This is a genomic window from Pseudoalteromonas sp. CnMc7-15, from assembly GCF_022347925.1.
GTDB classification, from domain to species: domain Bacteria; phylum Pseudomonadota; class Gammaproteobacteria; order Enterobacterales; family Alteromonadaceae; genus Pseudoalteromonas; species Pseudoalteromonas ruthenica.
The window spans coordinates 159071-177523 of sequence record NZ_JAKRFT010000007.1; the positions used below are offsets into that span (position 1 = coordinate 159071).

Here is an 18453-nt window from a genome sequence, read left to right on the forward strand (position 1 = left end):
ATCCCAAAAGTTAATGATTAAAAAAAATCGGTGCTATCCACTGTGTGGCAAATATCAACACATAAGCGCTGAAAAAGGGTACTGGAAGCAATAAAAAATGTTTAAAAGCCAGTACGAACATACACACAGTGAGCAAAAACTTTAACGCCTTTCCTCGTTTCAACGAGCTTAGGACTTGTTCTGATTTGCTTGCGCCCATATATCTAAATGCATAAGCGGCAAATACAAAATTAGGGAGTACAACAGTCAAGCCTCCAAGCCATGCTGAGAGACCGGCTTCTACTCCCCAACCTACTAAAACTATTACTGCAGCGATTGTTGCTACGACACCCTGAAAAAGAACGCCCTTAAATGCGGCGCGGCGATACGGGCCTGCTAACCTTTGCGTCACTTTTTATTAACCTTAATAACGTTAAATTTTATTAGGGTGTGAAAACTGGCGAAATTATACTTGTTTTTGGCTGATTTGCAACTTGAGTCAGTGCGATTTGGGGGAATTTCACCCCCGCGAAACGGGGGTGAGAGCGCCTTAGCGACTAATCTTTAAACTGTGGGTCAATACGGTGAAGAATTCCGTCTAACTCTTCGAGATTTGTATAAGAAATAACCAACTTACCTTTACCTTTTTGGTTGTAGTTAATTTCTACCTTAGCGCCGAGATTATCTTCGAGCTTTTGCTCTAACTGTATGACATCTGGATCTTTTTCTTTCTTCTGCGGCTTTTCTACGGGCTCTAGAATAGAACGCACGAATTTTTCGGTTTCACGCACGGTTAGCGCTTTAGCTACGGCAGTGCGTGCCGCTTCAGACTGCAACTCACCACTCAACGCTAATAAACACCGAGCATGACCCATTTCAATATCGCCATGCTCTAACATGATTTTAACATCATCGTTAAGGTTATTGAGTCGTAATAAGTTAGTGACAGTGGTGCGCGATTTGCCAACGGCATCAGCCACTTGCTGGTGCGTTAACTCAAATTCATCAATCAGTCGACCTAAAGCGATGGCTTCTTCCATAGCATTTAAATCTTCACGTTGAATGTTTTCAATCAACGCAATAGCAACTGCTGCTTCATCCGGAACTGCCTTGATAAGGCAAGGCACCACATCAAGTTTAGCTAACTGGGCGGCGCGCCAACGGCGTTCACCGGCGATGATTTCATAGCTGTCAGGTGCAACTTGGCGCACGACGATGGGCTGAATAATACCTTGTGCACGAATGGAGGAAGCAAGTTCTTCTAACGCTTCCTCCGACATATCTTTTCGCGGCTGATACTTTCCAGGACGTAAAAATTCGATCGCTAACTTTTGCAACTCACCACTTTGCGCATTCGCTTGCGCTTGTGAGTGTTCTTCAACAGGTGCATCTGCGCTTGGCGCTGGGCCAGGAGCTGGCTTAGATGACGTCAGTAGGGCGTCTAGACCCCGTCCTAATCCACGTTTTTTAGCAGACATTGGTTGGCTTACCTCTACGTTTAGGCGACTGCAGGTGTTTGTTTTTCTTTTCTGCGCAGTATTTCACCGGCCAAGGCAAGGTAGGCTTTGGCGCCTGCAGAGGCTCGGTCATAATACATGGCCGGCGCACCAAAGCTAGGGGCTTCTGCGAGACGAACATTGCGCGGAATAACGGTTCGGTAGACCTTATCGCCAAAGTGCTGTTTCAATTGCTCAGAAACATCATTGGCAAGGCGGTTGCGCGGATCGTACATGGTTCGCAAGATGCCTTCAATCTGTAATTTAGGGTTCACTAACTGCGCCAATTGCTCGATGGTTCCCATCAGCGCTGTAATTCCCTCAAGGGCATAGTACTCACACTGCATAGGCACGAGTACCGAATCAGCGGCGGCCATGGCATTGACGGTCAGCATGTTCAGTGAGGGTGGGCAATCGATGAAGATATAATCATATTGCTCAAGAATTTTCTCCAACGCGTTGCGCAGGCGCACTTCGCGTGCGAACAATTCCATAAGCTTAACTTCAGCGGCAGTCACATCGCCATTGGCAGCAACTAAATGATACTCACCCGAGGTTTGCTGGATGACAACGTCATCAAAAGGTTGCTCTTCAATGAGTAAGTCATAAATAGTGGCGACATCATCGTACTTATCAACGCCGCTACCCATGGTCGCATTGCCTTGAGGATCGAGATCGATAAGTAAAACTTTGCGCTTGGTCGCAGCCATAGAGGCCGCCAAATTCACGGCTGTGGTGGTTTTACCCACGCCTCCTTTTTGGTTTGCAATTGCAATGACTTTAGCCACGGTGATCCTCTGCCAATTAAGCTTTTTTTAGAATTATAAGATGACGTTCGCCCTGAAGCTCTGGAACTGATAACTCAATGTCCTGGGTAAACGAAAATCCAGCAGGGAGGTTGGCGAGTTCCTGCTCAGGATATTGGCCTTTCAAAGCTATAAAACGTCCATCTTGATCAATTAAATGTGCGCACCAATGCAACATATCATCAATAGAGGCAAAGGCACGAGAAAGCACTCCATCTAATTTAACACTTGGCTGATAATCTTCAACTCGACTCTGTACGGCGGTTACATTTTTTAGGCCAAGCTCATGTTTTACTTGCTTAAGAAAAGTCACACGCTTGCCAAGGCTATCCAGTAGTACAAATTCGGTGTCCGGTAGGGCAATGGCTAACACCATACCCGGTAAACCTGGGCCGGTGCCAACATCAATGTAGTATTTACCCCCTAAATGTTCAGCTACCACCAAACTATCCATAATATGCTTTACCAGCATCTCATTAGGGTCGCGAACAGACGTTAAATTGTATGCTTTGTTCCACTTGTTTAATAAAGCAACATAAGCGAGCAACTGATTAATTTGTTGCTCGCTTAGAGAGATATTGGCTGCGGCCAATAACTGCGTAAATTTTTTTTCTAACATGGATGTGTTATGTGGTTACGCTGACTTGCGTAACATGCCCTGCTTTTTCAGATACACCAATAATAGCGAAATCGCCGCTGGAGTAATACCAGAAATACGCGATGCTTGGCCAATGGTGTCCGGGCGAGCTTCGCTCAGCTTGGCAACAACCTCATTTGATAAGCCTGATACTTGGCTGTAATCAAACTCCGTTGGCAAAATAGTTTGCTCATGGCGCAACTGCTTTGCGATCTCGTCTTGTTGGCGAGCAATGTACCCAGCATACTTTGTTTGAATCGCTACTTGTTCAAGTGCTTGCTGGTTGTCTGACTCACTCGCTAAACCTTCGATAGCGGTAAGATCGCGATAATTGATCTCAGGGCGACGGATCAACTCTTCTAAACTGGCTTCACGGGTCATCGGTGATTTTAATAACGCATTCACTGCGTCCTGTGCTGGGTGATCTTTATGGATCCAAGTGGAACGAATACGCTGTGTTTCCTGTTCCATCACTTCTAATTTTTCATTAAAGGCAGCCCAACGCTGGTCATCAACCAAACCCAGTTCTCGGCCTTTCTCGGTAAGGCGCAAGTCAGCATTATCTTCGCGAAGTAGTAATCGGTATTCGGCACGTGAAGTAAACATGCGATAGGGCTCTTTGGTACCTAGCGTGGCTAAGTCATCAATTAATACCCCTGTGTATGCTTCATCACGTCGTGGAGTCCAAGCTTCTTTGCCTTGTACTTGCAACGCGGCATTCATACCTGCAATAAGCCCTTGTGCTCCGGCTTCTTCATAGCCTGTGGTGCCGTTTATTTGCCCAGCAAAGAAAAGCCCTTGAATAAACTTCGTTTCTAATGACGGCTTAAGATCCCGAGGGTCGAAAAAGTCATACTCAATGGCATAACCAGGGCGACAGATGTGGGCTTGCTCAAATCCAGCGATGCTGTTGACTATTTGCATCTGCACGTCAAATGGCAAACTCGTGGAGATACCATTTGGGTATAGCTCATAAGAGGTTAACCCTTCTGGTTCAACAAAGATCTGGTGCTTATCTTTATCGGCAAAACGAACTATTTTATCTTCAATCGATGGGCAGTAACGCGGACCGATCCCCTCAATCACGCCTGAATACATAGGCGATCGGTGCAGATTCTCATTGATAATCTCGTGCGTTTTGTCGTTTGTGTAGGTGATATAGCAAGGGATCTGCTGCGGATGATCTTCCACCTTACCCATAAACGAAAACACAGGTGTAGGCGTATCACCAGGTTGTGTTTGCATTTTGCTGAAGTCGACGGTGCGAGCATCAATTCGTGGAGGCGTGCCTGTTTTTAGACGATCAACGCGAAAAGGTAATTCACGTAAGCGCTGTGCTAACGCAATTGAAGGCGGATCCCCAGCGCGGCCACCTTTAAAGTTTTCTAAGCCAATATGGATTTGGCCACCTAAAAAGGTTCCTACGGTGAGTACCACGGATGGCGCACTGAACTTCAATCCCATCTGGGTGACAACACCTGTAACTTTATCACCCTCTACAATCAGATCATCACAGGATTGCTGGAAGATCTTTAAGTTTTCTTGGCGCTGCAGAATCGCTTGTATTTCCGCTTTGTACAACGCTCTATCAGCTTGGGCACGAGTTGCACGTACAGCAGGGCCCTTCGATGAGTTTAATGTTCGAAATTGGATCCCGCCTTTGTCGATCGCTTTCGCCATGGCACCGCCAAGGGCATCGATCTCTTTCACCAAATGGCCTTTGCCGATCCCACCGATTGCAGGGTTGCATGACATTTGCCCTAAGGTGTCCATATTATGCGTTAGCAATAGCGTATTCATGCCCATTCGTGCAGAGGCCAAAGCGGCTTCTGTACCAGCGTGACCGCCGCCAACGACAATGACATCAAAGTGCTCATGAAAAATCATTTAATGCTTCCTACAACCAGTGAAATATTAAGAGGAGGCGTATTCTACCTAGAAATTAGCTTAAGGGAAATGGTTAAATAATGTTCACTCAAGGTAAAGAGATCTTATATATAAAAGGATCTTTTAAAGAGATCTTTTATTGATCTTACTACTAGGATCCTACTTTTCTGTTGATAACCCTATAAAACGTATGATTAACAACAAATTAAGCGATCTAAGTTATTGTGAGTATGATCGGATCTAGTAGGGGAGAACATCTGATCAAAATGCCCTTTTATACACAGGCAAGATTCGCTTCGATCTTATCAAGTGTATAATCATGGTTAAGATCGCAAGATACCAAGCTTTTATCCACATACCGATCGAAAAAACAATAAATATGTGCATAACTTTTTAGTAAGATCGTTTTCTTACAAGTGTTTTAATAGTTCTGGTAACCACCGTTCAGCCGTATCTTCAGGTAGATCTTCGCTAAGAACATCTATCTCCAAGCGAGGTAAGAGTGGCTGAGCTTGTTTTGATAGCAACAACTGCTCGATGTTTTTGGCTGCATAGTTATAGGTATCGTAACTAGAATCTCCTATGCCAATGATCGCAAAGCGAATATTGTCGAGATTAGTGAGGCCATTGAGATCTTCAACAAAAGGCTGCAAATTATCAGGATAGTCGCCAGCGCCATGGGTTGATGTGCAAATCAACCACGCAGCCTCCATTTTCATATCCTTAAGATCAGGTTGCTCATGTAAAGTACAGCTTATGCCTTGATCTTCCATTAAGTCACTTAACTGTTCGGCCACATATTCAGTGCCGCCCATTTGACTACCAATAATAATTTCGAGCTGGCTCATTGTTACTACGCCTAAATGTTGTTGCGCCCATGATACCTGATCTGTGGTTAGGCTCAATTGATCTTAATCCCTGTGTGTAGTTCTGAACATCAACAGCTGTTTAAAATGAATATATAGTTATGATAAATATAGAGTTTTTAATTTTTAAAGCTGTTGATAAAAAGTCGATAAGCTTAGGTTAAAAAGCCATACCCGTTCATCATAACTGAGTAATTTCACACTGTTTTCTACTGATAAAGAAAAATTGCATGGGTGTGTATGCTTTGCTTGTGGATAATGATCAATAGAGATTATCTCGGCGTATTTTTGGATCTATAAAACTCATTTAATAGATCCAATACTTCTATAAATTTTCTATTTATTGGCTTCATTTCTTTTGTGAGTGCCCGTATTTTTGGATCTGATGCCCTTAATGTGCCAAGTCTCCAGCCTCAAATGCTTTGCTAATGTTAAAACGCATGAATGACTGCTACCCAAACTAGCTATGTGTGACAGATCTTTTCACTGTTAATCACGTTTTTTGGTGCAGATAGGCATGTCAGTTTTTAATTGATCGCTATAAAAATTGCTTAGTAACGAGTCGCTGGTAGCTAATATTCACACAAAATAGCGCCGATTTTGCCGCCAATATGCATCATCACTATTGTTGTTGCTGTGGGCACCTAGCATCGGTGAGATCTTATTTAACGCTAGTTTAGCGTTGTTTTATGCCAATAAATTAGGGAGTGACGAGCTCACTTATGTGTTCGTTTTGCCCTGATAGCTGTCATTTTTGGATTGAGTTGTTGACTATTAGGTGAGCCGAGCTTTGCTTTTCTGATGATTTGGAGTGTTGAGTTACAGAGAGGGAGCTGAAAAAAGCCCACACAAAGATGGGCTCGCTAGACTTTATTAATCTATTTACCGATACAAAAGGAGCTGAAGATCTTGCCGAGCAGATCGTCAGAGGTGAATTCGCCGGTGATCTCGCTTAAATACTGCTGGGTTAAACGCAGCTCTTCTGCCAAGATCTCCCCGGCAACATGGGCTTCAAGTTGCTCTTGACCGGTATACAAGTGCTGCTGCGCTCGCTCTAATGCATCTAAATGACGGCGGCGAGCCATAAAGCTGCCTTCTTGGGTGCCCTCAAAGCCAATGCATGATTTAAGGTGCTCTCGCACATGGTCAATGCCTTGTGCCTGTTTGGCGCTGAGGCGAATAACCGGATGAGTAGGGTGGTCGTCAAACCCCGGTTGCTCGCCACTGAGATCGACCTTATTCCTGATCACGGTAATGCCCATATTGGCGGGCAGCTTAGCGGTAAACTCTGGCCAAATTTGCTCTGGAGTGGTGGCATCCGTCTCCGTGGCATCAACCATAAACAGCACGCGATCGGCTTGGTTGATTTCTTCCCAAGCGCGTTCTATTCCTATTTGCTCGACCTTATCTGGGCTTTCACGTAGTCCTGCGGTATCAATAATATGCAAAGGCATCCCATCGATATGGATATGCTCTTTTAATACATCACGAGTGGTGCCTGCGATATCGGTGACAATGGCGGCATCACGCCCAGCAAGGGCGTTAAGCAAGCTTGATTTACCGGCATTAGGGCGACCAGCAATGACCACGCGCATACCATCACGAATAATGCTGCCTTGCTTCGCTTGTTTGCTAACTGCCGCGACCTTATCGAGAATGGCTTGCAAGTCGTTGCCAACCTTACCATCACTAAGAAAATCGATTTCTTCATCAGGGAAGTCAATAGCCGCTTCCACATACATGCGCAAGTGAATAACTTGCTCCACCAGCTCTTCAATATGTTTTGAAAACTCGCCTTGTAGTGAGTGCAGGGCACTTTTAGCCGCTTGTTCTGAGGTTGCATTAATTAAATCGGCAATTGCTTCTGCTTGGGTTAAATCAAGCTTATCATTGAGAAAAGCCCGCTCCGAGAACTCACCAGGCTTGGCCAAGCGTACACCCTCAAGTTGGCTAATCTCTTTTAACAACATGTCGAGAATCACAGGGCCGCCATGGCCTTGTAGTTCTAGCACGTCTTCGCCGGTGAAAGAGTTTGGGCCTTGAAAGAACAGCGCTATGCCCTGGTCTAACTGTTGTTGCTGCAGGTCATTAAAAGGCAGGTATTCGGCGTAGCGGGTACGTGGGCAGCGTCCTAAAATGCGCTCTGCGACCAGCTTTGCATGGCTGCCAGAAACACGAATAATACCCACACCACCACGACCTGGCGCGGTGGCTTGAGCAACGATTGTATCTTGTGAAAGCATAGAATTACTCGATAAAGCCTGAATAGATGTATTGTAACCTAATGTTGTTATAAACAATAAAAAAGCGGCTCTTAGGCCGCTTTTTTTAGCTTCAATAGCGGGTTATTAACCGCGTACTTTCATGCCTTTTTTCTCCATACCGCGATAAATAATCAGCATTTGCGCAATGGAGATAAGGTTAGACACGAGCCAGTATAGAACCAGACCTGATGGGAACCATAAGAAGAAAACCGAGAAGATTACTGGCATCCAGGTCATCATCTTTTGTTGCATCGGGTCGGTAACCGTCATTGGCTGTAGTTTTTGCATCAAGAACATACTCGCACCGAACAAGATAGGCAGTACGTAGTAAGGGTCTTTTGATGACAGGTCAGTTAGCCATAGGCCGAACTCAGCATGACGTAGTTCTGGCGATTCTAGGAATACATAGAACAGCGCCAAGAAGATAGGCATTTGCAGTAACAGCGGGAAACAGCCACCCATCGGGTTTACTTTTTCCTTCTTGTACATTTCCATCATGGCCTGACCGAACTTCTGGCGGTCATCACCGTAGCGCTCTTTCAGTGCTTGCATTTTCGGTTGCAGGGCACGCATCTTCGCCATAGAGGTGTACTGTGCTTTCGTTAATGGGAAGAGTAATGACTTCACGACAATAGTGATGGCGATAATAGCCAGACCCCAGTTACCTAAGAAGCTGTAAAGGAACTTAAGTAGGGTGAGCAACGGTTGTGAAATGAACCACAGCCAGCCATAGTCAACAGCCAAATCAAGGTTAGGGTGAATGGCTTCAAGGGCATCAGTGTCTTTAGGGCCCATATAGTAAGTGGCGCTGATGTCCGCTGTGCTATTGGCTGCCACCGTAATTGGCTCTGACTTTACACCAATTTGCGCAACTGAAGGCGTGATAAGGCGCATATAGACGGTGTTTTGTTGCTCTTGGTTTGGTACCCAGGCACTGACAAAGTAGTGCTGAAGAAAAGCGATATAGCCGCCTTGGGTGGTTTTATTTAATTGTTTGTCTTCAATATCAGAGAACGAGTATTTTTCATAATTTATCTCGTCTGTACCGTAAGCACCACCAAGGTAGCTTTGATCAATTAAACTGCCTTTTTCTTGCACTGTACGCTTAACTTGTGCAAACAACTGCACTTGCAGTGGCGCTGCGGTGGTATTTTCTACGTTGTAGTCCATCGCTACATCGTACTGACCCTGTTTAAAGGTGTAAGTTTTAGTAAAGCGAACGCCTTGGTCATCAACGAAAGTCAGTGGCACCGTTAAGGTATCGCCATTGAGAGTATATTGTAGCTTCTCAGAGTCATACACTGGGCGTTCGGCCTGCGCATCAGGACCATTTAAACCAATTAAGCCACTTTGTGAGAAGTACTGATTGCCATCAAACTCCCCCAATAATAGGTAAGGAGTATCGCTGCCATGGGTTTCAGCGTGCTTAAGCAACTTAGTTTCGATGATGTCACCGCCCAAGGTATCAATTTTTACGGCAAATACATCGGTAGTCACTTCGATAATTTTACGGTCCACAGCAGTGGCAGTAAGGGAATTATCAACGTCTGATTGCGGTACATCTGACTGACCGGCCTGCTGGCTTTGCGTCTTTTGTTGCGTTTGGGCACTAGGCTGCTGCGGTTGGTTGTAGTCATTATTCCACTCTTGGAATAATAAAAACGACACCAACAACAGGCCGATTATTAAAAACGTGCGTTGCGATTCCATAACAGCTCTTATTTCTCGTCGTTTAGATTAATGATGGTTACGTTTGCTGGGTACGGGGTCATCCCCACCAGCATGTAAAGGATGGCATTTTACTATTCGTTTCGTTGCCAACCAACTGCCTTTTATTGCTCCGTGCATTTTTATAGCTTGCAGAGCATACGAAGAGCAGCTCGGATTAAAGCGACAACTGGGCCCAAGTAGGGGGCTTATCCACTTTTGATAACCTCTAATTACAATAATGAGGCTGTGTTTTGGTATGGCCAAAATATGGGCGATCATAGGTAAGCCTCAGTACTGAGCAGAGTGATTGTGAATACTCAGTGAGTGTCGATTAAAAGGTGAGCTAAAGATACCTGAAAAAGACGCTAAATTCTATGATTGCTGGCGCTTTTGCTGCCCATTAGGACGCTTTTTGCCATGACGTCTGGGTGGTGGCTTGTATCCTGGTTTACAACGCTCATTGATTTTTCGCCATAACTTATCAAGTTCAGCACGAATCTCGGCATTAGAACGCTCATCAATACCGCGCTTAACCATAAGCACAATATCAATGTTATCTAACTGATGTTGATTGAGACGAAAACTCTCACGGGCGATACGCTTAATGCGGTTGCGTTGGTTGGCTTGCTTCACATTTTTTTTAGCTACGGTTAAACCAATGCGAGGATTATCTAAGTCGTTTGGTTTAGCTAATAATGTGAATAGGGCGGTTGCTGCCCGAGCGGGCTCGTTAAAAATGCGGGAATAATGCGAGGGAGTTAACAGTCGTAACTCCCTGCCAAAGCGAAAGTCTTCCACTAATTAAGCAGAAAGTACTTTGCGGCCTTTAGCACGACGACGTGCTAGTACTTTACGGCCATTTGCTGACGCCATGCGAGCACGGAAACCGTGAGTACGCTTGCGCTTAAGTACGCTAGGTTGAAAAGTTCTTTTCATAACAATTCCATCCGATCGGTTAAGGTTTAAATTAACTGTGTGGGTCGCGATCCTCACACAGACGCAGACACTGCACAAAGCCAAGTGATTTACACCGGACAATAAGCGGTGCCTTAGCGAGCGCGGAATTCTATAGATAGTCTTGGTCAAAGTCAATGAAAATAACAGTGCTATAGGAGTAGGGGAGCGAAAAAATTGTGCTCAGATCGGCAAGCGATCCTAAAAAGATCGGTGATTAATTGAAGTTTTCCACAGGCTCTGTTTAAAAAGTGCATAAATCCACTTAATAACCTTAATTGATCTTAAAAATTGAATACGATCAAACCCTAATTAATGGTCTGCCTAACTTCTATTTTTAAAATTTATATTAAATAAAAACAATATCTTATGTAAATTTTGCGCAGGGAGCATAATTTCTAAAAAAATCAATATTGAAGTTGTGGATAAATAGGCGTCATAATGGACAGCCGGATCGCACCAAGGCGCAGATTCAGGGAAGACAAGCAACGACAACCTTCACCCGTGATGTACGGGTATCAATAATACAAACCTAATTTCGGGAGTACACTGTGTATCTGTCAGTTTGGCAAAGTTGTTTATATGTGTTGCAGGATGAACTACCGTCGCAACAATTTAGTATGTGGGTGCGCCCGCTCCAAGCTGAAAGTACAGACGACACTTTAACTATTTATGCGCCTAACCGTTTTGTGCTTGATTGGGTTCGCGAAAAGTACCTTAATCGGATCAATGAACTATTAGTTGAAATATGCGGTGACGAAGCTCCTGAATTGCGCTTTGACGTGGGCAGCAAACCGATACTCAACGGTAACACGCCCGCCCCCAGTAGCAATACGAATAATATCCAGGCAGCGAGTGCTAGCAGCGCTCCAGCGGTCACCCAAAGTGCGCAGGCACCTGCCGCCGTAGAACCGGCGCCCAAGTCACAGTACAAATCGAATATCAAAGAAAATTATACCTTTGACAATTTTGTTGAAGGTAAGTCAAACCAATTAGCTAAAGCAGCAGCCACACAGGTGGCCGATAACCCAGGTTCAGCATTTAACCCTGTCTTCATTTATGGTGGTACAGGCTTGGGTAAGACGCACTTACTGCATGCCGTGGGTAATGGTATTTTAGCTAAAAAAGAAAACGCTAAAATCGTTTATATGCATTCCGAGCGCTTCGTGCAAGATATGGTCAAAGCGCTGCAAAATAATGCCATTGAAGAGTTCAAGCGCTATTACCGCAGTGTTGATGCCTTACTTATTGATGATATTCAGTTTTTTGCTAATAAAGAGCGCTCTCAAGAAGAGTTCTTTCATACCTTTAATGCGCTGTTAGAAGGTAATCAGCAAATTATTCTGACTTCTGATAGATACCCAAAAGAAATAGAAGGCGTTGAAGACCGTCTTAAATCACGTTTTGGCTGGGGCTTAACTATTGCGATTGAGCCACCGGAGTTAGAAACTCGGGTCGCTATTTTGATGAAAAAAGCGCAGCAAAGTAAGATTAATTTACCCCATGAAGTGGCCTTCTTTATTGCGAAGAAACTGCGCTCAAATGTGCGTGAGTTGGAAGGCGCACTTAACCGGGTCATCGCTAACGCAAACTTTACTGGACGACCAATTTCAATCGACTTTGTTAAAGAAGCATTGCGCGATCTACTCGCTTTGCAAGATAAGTTGGTGACTATCGATAATATTCAACGCACAGTGGCAGAGTATTATCGAATTCGCGTATCAGATTTACTATCTAAACGCCGCAGCCGCTCTGTAGCTCGTCCACGACAAGTGGCCATGGCGCTATCTAAAGAATTAACCAATCACAGCCTGCCAGAAATAGGCGATGCCTTTGGTGGGCGTGATCACACAACCGTGCTGCATGCATGCCGCAAGGTTAAATCACTGCGTGAAGAAAATCACGAAGTGAAAGAAGACTATCAAAATCTAATAAGAACTTTGTCATCTTAAGGTCAGCCTTATGCAAATTACTATCGCTAGAGATCAGTTTTTAAAACCACTCATGCAAGTGTCTGGTGCTATTGAGAGAAAACATACCCTGCCAATTCTTTCAAATGTATTGCTAGAGGTGCGTGATGGTCAACTTTATATGACTGGGACAGACCTTGAGATAGAGCTTGTTGCCTCGGTCACTTTGGAGAAGCCCACTGCCGACACCAAGATTACTTTGCCAGCTAAAAAGCTCTTAGATATCTGTAAAAGTTTGCCTGATGGCAGTGACATCAATTTAAACTCGCAAGAGCATCAGGTGGTACTGACCAGTGGTAAAAGCCGTTTTGCGCTGTTGTCGTTGGCGGCCGAAGACTTTCCTAATTTAGAACAGTGGGATGGTGAGGTTGAGTTCCAGCTAAGCCGTATGGAGCTGAGAAAGCTACTCGAGAACACCCATTTTTCCATGGCGAATCAGGATGTTCGTTATTACCTTAATGGTATGTCATTTGAATTAGAGAATGATGAAATAAAAACCGTTGCCACTGATGGCCACCGCCTCGCATTAGCGTTTAAAAAATTACCTCAATCGCTTAATTCGCAGCGCCAACTTATAGTGCCACGCAAGGGCGTGCAAGAAATCATGCGGTTAATGCCGGCAGATGATAATCCTGTGACTATTCAGTTTGGTGCTAATCATATTCGAATTAGCGACGCAGAATTTACATTTACTAGTAAATTAGTTGATGGGCGCTTCCCTGATTATCGCCGCGTTTTACCTCGTGGGGGTGACAAGATTATCACTGCAAATCGGGAGTGGCTACGCAATGCTCTGCACCGAGTGTCTATCTTGTCTAACGAAAAGTTTCGTGGTGTGCGCTTAAATTTGAGTAATGGCTTATTAAAAGTCAGTGCCAATAACCCAGAGCAAGAACAGGCCGAAGAAGTTGTCGAGGTTATGTATCAAGGTGATGAGTTAGAAATCGGATTTAATGTTTCTTATTTGCTGGATGTTCTAAACACGGTAAAAACTGAAGACGTTACAATTACGCTTGCCGATTCGAATAGTAGTGCGCTGATGGAAGCGACAGGTGATAGTGAAGCGCTCTACGTTGTTATGCCTATGCGTCTATAGATAATGAGCATTACTTCTCTCAGCCTCAATGATTTTCGAAATGTTGAGGCTGTTTCTTTATCTCCCCAAGACATAAATATCATCTACGGGGAGAATGGCAGCGGCAAGACTAGTTTTCTCGAAGCCATATACTTCCTTTCCCATGGACGTTCTTTTCGTACCAACAAGTATCGCAACGTGATTCGTCATGGGGCGCAAAAATTTACTCTGCACGCAAAAAAGCACAGTAATAATCTCACTATCCCAATGGGGATAAGTAAAAATGTACAGGGTGAGACCCAAGTCCGTATTCAGGGAAAAGCAAGCCGACGTATATCAGATTTAGCTCAGGTATTGCCTGTGCAAGTTATCACACCTGAAAGTTACTCTTTCTTCTTTGGAGGACCGAAGGAGCGACGGGCATTTATTGATTTGGGTGTGTTCCACGTGGAACATGAGTTTTTAAATGCGTGGCAAAACTTTAACCGTATACTTAAGCAACGTAATGCTTTACTCAAGCAAAGACCTCGAGATATCAAGCTTCAACTTGCTGTATGGGACAAAGAATTTGTCCGTTTGGCGCAGCATATTACCGCGCTAAGAGAATCTTATATTGAGAGGTTTAAAGCGCATTTTTTTGATAGACTGTGTGCTGAACTTGAATTGATGCAAGGCCTGAAAATCGAGTTCCATTGCGGGTGGAAACAGTCAGATTCACTCGCTGATGTACTGTCAGAAAACCTCGAACGCGACCTTGCACGTGGATATACATCGAGAGGGCCCCACAAGGCGGATATAACGATAAAAACCGATGTGGGTGCAGCAGAGCATGTCTTTTCAAGAGGACAGCTAAAACTGCTTTTATATGCGCTTAAAGTAGCGCAAAATAGCTTAATTGAAAAAGAGACCGGGAAGCAGTCACTGTTGCTAATAGACGACTTACCCTCGGAGCTCAGTGAAGATACAAAGCGCAAGGTGGGCCAATTATTATCCCATTGCCAAGCGCAAATATTTATAACGACAATTGAGTCCGAAAGTGTCTCTGCCGTGTTAGAAGCTTTGGATAGAACTGAGGCTTTGTTCCACGTGAAACATGGCAAACTAATAACAAGATAAATGGAAACACCATGTCTGAAAATTACGATTCATCAAGTATTAAAGTACTGAAAGGATTAGATGCAGTACGAAAACGGCCAGGAATGTACATTGGTGATACCGATGATGGCACCGGTTTACACCATATGGTTTTCGAGGTCGTCGATAACTCAATCGATGAGGCATTAGCAGGATACTGTGACGACATCTTCGTAACTATCCATACCGATGGCTCAGTATCAGTTCGCGACAATGGTCGTGGTATCCCAACTGAAATCCATGAAGAGGAAGGAGTCTCAGCGGCTGAGGTTATCATGACCGTACTACACGCCGGTGGTAAATTTGATGATAACTCATACAAGGTATCCGGTGGTCTGCATGGTGTAGGTGTTTCGGTTGTTAACGCATTATCAGAAAAGCTAGCGCTAGAAATTCGCCGCGAAGGTAAATTACATAAGCAAACCTACACCATGGGTGAGCCAGATGCGCCGCTTTCAGTGATTGGCGATTCGGAAACCTCAGGCACAGAAATTCGCTTCTGGCCGAGCTCAGAAACATTCAGCGATATTAACTTCCATTACGATATTTTAGCTAAGCGCTTACGTGAATTATCATTCCTGAACTCTGGCGTATCTATCATCTTGACCGATGAGCGCGAGGAAGATAAGCGCGACCACTTTAAATATGAAGGTGGTATACAAGCTTTCGTTGAATACTTGAACCGCAAGAAAACACCAGTTCATCAAAATGTTTTCCACTTCACCCATGAGCGTGAAGATGGCATCAGCGTTGAAGTATCGATGCAGTGGAACGATGGCTTCCAAGAAAGTATTTTCTGCTTTACCAATAATATTCCTCAACGTGATGGTGGAACGCACTTAGCCGGTTTCCGTGCAGCGCTTACCCGTACATTGAATGGTTATATGGAAAAAGAAGGCCTTAACAAAAAAGCCAATGCGTCGACCAGTGGCGATGATGCCCGTGAAGGTTTAACCGCAGTTGTTAGCGTTAAAGTGCCAGATCCTAAGTTCTCATCGCAGACCAAAGATAAACTTGTTTCCAGCGAAGTGAAATCTGCTGTTGAGCAAGCGATGGCCGAAAAGTTAGGTGAATTCTTACTTGAGAATCCCAGTGATGCGAAGGTCGTTGTCAGTAAAATAATTGACGCCGCACGTGCGCGTGAAGCAGCGCGTAAAGCACGTGAAATGACGCGTCGTAAAGGAGCCATGGATTTAGCTGGCCTTCCAGGTAAGCTCGCTGATTGCCAAGAGAAAGACCCTGCGGAATCTGAACTTTACATAGTGGAGGGTGACTCAGCGGGTGGCTCTGCTAAGCAGGGGCGTAACCGTAAAAACCAAGCTATCTTGCCACTAAAGGGTAAAATCCTAAACGTTGAAAAAGCCCGTTTTGATAAAATGCTTAGCTCGCAAGAGGTGGCTACGCTCATTACGGCGTTAGGTTGTGGTATCGGCCGTGATGAATACGACCCTGAAAAGCTTCGCTATCACCGTATCATTATCATGACCGATGCTGACGTAGATGGCTCGCACATCCGTACTCTGCTACTGACTTTCTTTTATCGTCAAATGCCAGAAATTATTGAGCGTGGTTATGTCTATATTGCTCAACCACCGCTGTACAAAATTAAAAAAGGTAAGCAAGAGCGGTACATCAAAGATGATAATGCACTCGTTGAGTACTTAACTTCTCTCGCACTAAACGGTGCCGCACTGTATACCAGTGAGGGAGCAAGTGCCATTCAAGATAACGCGCTAGAAAACCTAGTTCGCGATTATCAGAGTACCGAAAAAGTTATTGAACGTTTAGCGAGAAAGTACCCATCTTCAATGATGAACAGCTTAATCTACCAACCTCGTATTAGTGAGTCTGAGCTTGATAATGAAGAGAAAGTGTTAGCATGGACGAAAACACTGGTAGAAGATTTAATTGCTAAGGATGAAGATGCGGCTATTTTCAGCGCACACACGCAATTCGACGAAGAGCGTAAACTCTATTATCCGCTGATCAATATTCGTCAGCACGGGGTTGATAAAGTCTATGTACTGAACCACGATTTCTTAACCTCCAAAGACTATCAGCGTATTAGTGTTACAGGTGAGAAAATTACAGACCTGATGCAAGAAGGCGCTTATGTTCAACGCGGGGAGAAAACGCAGCCAGTGAGCAGCTTTGTTGAAGCACTAGAGTGGTTAATTACCGATTCTAAGCGTGGCCTATACACCCAACGCTACAAAGGACTGGGTGAAATGAACCCTGACCAGCTGTGGGAAACGACAATGGATCCTAGTGCTCGCCGTATGCTTAAAGTGACCATTGAAGACGCCATAGCGGCAGACCAATTGTTCGCAACTCTAATGGGTGACCAAGTAGAGCCGCGCCGTGACTTTATCGAGCAAAACGCACTTCGTGTTGTGAATCTAGATGTGTAGAAATACAGCTTAATAACGTATAACTAAAAGCCCTTACACAAACATGTAAGGGCTTTTTTTTGATTTAATACTTAATATTAAAGATGGATAATATCATCGGCATTGCCATCTGGATCGTTCAACGCCGATCCGTCTGTGCCTGGATTACCATTGCTCATCATGATCACCGCGCACGCCGCTGGTGAAGCCATTGATGTGCCAGACATTGTGGTAGTGCCACCCCCTTGGCGTGTGGAAAGAATACCGACTCCAGGTGCGGCATAATCGATAGGTGGGTTGCCAAAGTTACTGAAACTAGCAAAGCGGTCGCTGCTATCTGTTGCTGAAATAGTATAAACCCGGTTATGGGAGGCGCTCGCTGGAGAGACATTATTGGCATCTTGGCTTTCATTGCCTGCGGCCACTACAAAAAAGGCTCCCGATTGTTGTGCGGCATTTTCGACCGCATCGTTAAGTTCCTGATTGAAGCCTCCGCCTAAACTCATATTTGCACAGTCGCCTGGTGAGGCATTAGCGGCGACATGATCAATACCTGCTAGTACCCCAGACCAGCTGCCAGAACCGCGAGAATCGAGTACTTTTACAGGGACCACATCAGCACCTGCTGCAACACCAACGACATCGATACCGTTATTAAGAGCAGCGATAGTGCCGGCGACATGAGTACCATGACCATTGCCATCATCCATGTCTGCGTCACGCCCTTTAGTAAAAGCGGTAAAGCCACGGTTAGCATCAACGTTGAGATCAGCATGGTCTAAGTCAATACCGGTATCGAGTACCCAAGCGGTATAGCCGGAACCATCCACTGGACCTCCAACACGCGTGACGCTCCAAGGCGTTTGTTGAGATTGACTGCCGCCGCCACCGGGCTTACCTTTTTTTGCTGGTGAGGCATAGGCAATGCCATCTTCGGTGAAGCGCATCACATCGGCCTCGTTTGCAAATACCGTTTTCGCTTTAGCGCAGCTCATATTAACAGCCATACCTTTGATCGCATTTTTATATAGGTGCTTGGCTTGAGCTTGTGCCTTAGTCAACATACCGCGTGCTTTACCTTCGACATCAAAGCGAGAAACCGAGTCATTAAAACGGATAATACAGGTATTATCGATCTCCATCTGTGCCGCCATGCCGGTAAAACTAGGGGCGCTTTGTGCAGTGGCTATACCGGTGGATGCAGCGAATATCGCTGTGGCTAAAAGTGTCTTTTTCATTTCGAATCCTATCTTAGTTATATTTTATTGGTCAAAGTGCGGTTAAC

General features: G+C 44.8%; 16 protein-coding genes. 4 read left to right on the forward strand and 12 right to left on the reverse strand.

Going from position 1 to position 18453, the window contains the following annotated elements; genetic code table 11:
- Positions 1–10 precede the first annotated feature (10 nt).
- From MHM95_RS17110 to rpmH, 11 genes are all read right to left on the reverse strand, one after another.
- A complete protein-coding gene (locus tag MHM95_RS17110) occupies positions 11–391 on the reverse strand; it encodes an ATP synthase subunit I (protein WP_045979460.1) in 381 nt (126 codons plus the stop codon).
- 145 nt (positions 392–536) lie between these two features.
- A complete protein-coding gene (locus MHM95_RS17115) occupies positions 537–1457 on the reverse strand; it encodes a ParB/RepB/Spo0J family partition protein (RefSeq protein WP_239385874.1) in 921 nt (306 codons plus the stop codon).
- Between the two features lie 20 nt (positions 1458–1477).
- Complete coding sequence (locus tag MHM95_RS17120) at positions 1478–2263, reverse strand: ParA family protein (RefSeq protein ID WP_239385875.1); 786 nt, start codon at positions 2261–2263, stop codon at positions 1478–1480.
- A gap of 16 nt (positions 2264–2279) precedes the next feature.
- Positions 2280–2900 (reverse strand): 16S rRNA (guanine(527)-N(7))-methyltransferase RsmG, encoded by a 621-nt coding sequence (rsmG, locus tag MHM95_RS17125; protein WP_239385876.1) that lies wholly within the window; start codon positions 2898–2900, stop codon positions 2280–2282.
- Positions 2901–2915: 15 nt separating this feature from the next.
- The gene (gene mnmG, locus MHM95_RS17130) at positions 2916–4805 is read right to left on the reverse strand and encodes a tRNA uridine-5-carboxymethylaminomethyl(34) synthesis enzyme MnmG (protein ID WP_239385877.1); all 1890 of its coding nucleotides are present in this window, start codon (positions 4803–4805) and stop codon (positions 2916–2918) included.
- 410 nt (positions 4806–5215) lie between these two features.
- Positions 5216–5653 carry an FMN-binding protein MioC gene (gene mioC / locus MHM95_RS17135; RefSeq protein WP_151173673.1) on the reverse strand — a complete coding sequence of 146 codons (438 nt, stop codon included), beginning with the start codon at positions 5651–5653 and terminating at the stop codon, positions 5216–5218.
- Between the two features lie 896 nt (positions 5654–6549).
- Positions 6550–7914, reverse strand: coding sequence for a tRNA uridine-5-carboxymethylaminomethyl(34) synthesis GTPase MnmE (gene mnmE, locus MHM95_RS17140; protein ID WP_239385878.1), 1365 nt, complete (start codon positions 7912–7914; stop codon positions 6550–6552).
- Between the two features lie 105 nt (positions 7915–8019).
- Positions 8020–9645 (reverse strand): membrane protein insertase YidC, encoded by a 1626-nt coding sequence (gene yidC, locus MHM95_RS17145; protein ID WP_138548734.1) that lies wholly within the window; start codon positions 9643–9645, stop codon positions 8020–8022.
- 27 nt (positions 9646–9672) lie between these two features.
- Entirely contained in the window at positions 9673–9924 is a 252-nt protein-coding gene (gene yidD, locus MHM95_RS17150; RefSeq protein WP_082079318.1) for a membrane protein insertion efficiency factor YidD, read from the reverse strand.
- Between the two features lie 93 nt (positions 9925–10017).
- A complete protein-coding gene (rnpA, locus tag MHM95_RS17155) occupies positions 10018–10443 on the reverse strand; it encodes a ribonuclease P protein component (RefSeq protein WP_022944874.1) in 426 nt (141 codons plus the stop codon).
- Positions 10444–10446: 3 nt separating this feature from the next.
- Positions 10447–10581: a 50S ribosomal protein L34 gene (rpmH, locus tag MHM95_RS17160; RefSeq protein ID WP_045980711.1), complete on the reverse strand. Its 135-nt coding sequence runs from the start codon at positions 10579–10581 to the stop codon at positions 10447–10449.
- A 569-nt stretch (positions 10582–11150) separates the two neighbouring features.
- Between rpmH and dnaA the strand changes: the two genes are divergently transcribed.
- From dnaA to gyrB, 4 genes are read left to right on the forward strand one after another with little or no spacing between them, the layout of a single operon-like run.
- Positions 11151–12551 carry a chromosomal replication initiator protein DnaA gene (dnaA, locus tag MHM95_RS17165; protein WP_239385879.1) on the forward strand — a complete coding sequence of 467 codons (1401 nt, stop codon included), beginning with the start codon at positions 11151–11153 and terminating at the stop codon, positions 12549–12551.
- A 10-nt stretch (positions 12552–12561) separates the two neighbouring features.
- Positions 12562–13665, forward strand: coding sequence for a DNA polymerase III subunit beta (gene dnaN / locus MHM95_RS17170; protein WP_022944872.1), 1104 nt, complete (start codon positions 12562–12564; stop codon positions 13663–13665).
- A gap of 3 nt (positions 13666–13668) precedes the next feature.
- Positions 13669–14760 (forward strand): DNA replication/repair protein RecF, encoded by a 1092-nt coding sequence (gene recF / locus MHM95_RS17175; protein ID WP_138507914.1) that lies wholly within the window; start codon positions 13669–13671, stop codon positions 14758–14760.
- A gap of 11 nt (positions 14761–14771) precedes the next feature.
- The gene (gene gyrB / locus MHM95_RS17180) at positions 14772–17189 is read left to right on the forward strand and encodes a DNA topoisomerase (ATP-hydrolyzing) subunit B (protein ID WP_138548730.1); all 2418 of its coding nucleotides are present in this window, start codon (positions 14772–14774) and stop codon (positions 17187–17189) included.
- 77 nt (positions 17190–17266) lie between these two features.
- Here the strand turns inward: gyrB and MHM95_RS17185 are convergent, their stop codons facing one another.
- The gene (locus MHM95_RS17185) at positions 17267–18406 is read right to left on the reverse strand and encodes a S8 family serine peptidase (protein ID WP_239385880.1); all 1140 of its coding nucleotides are present in this window, start codon (positions 18404–18406) and stop codon (positions 17267–17269) included.
- Between the last annotated feature and the right edge of the window lie 47 nt (positions 18407–18453).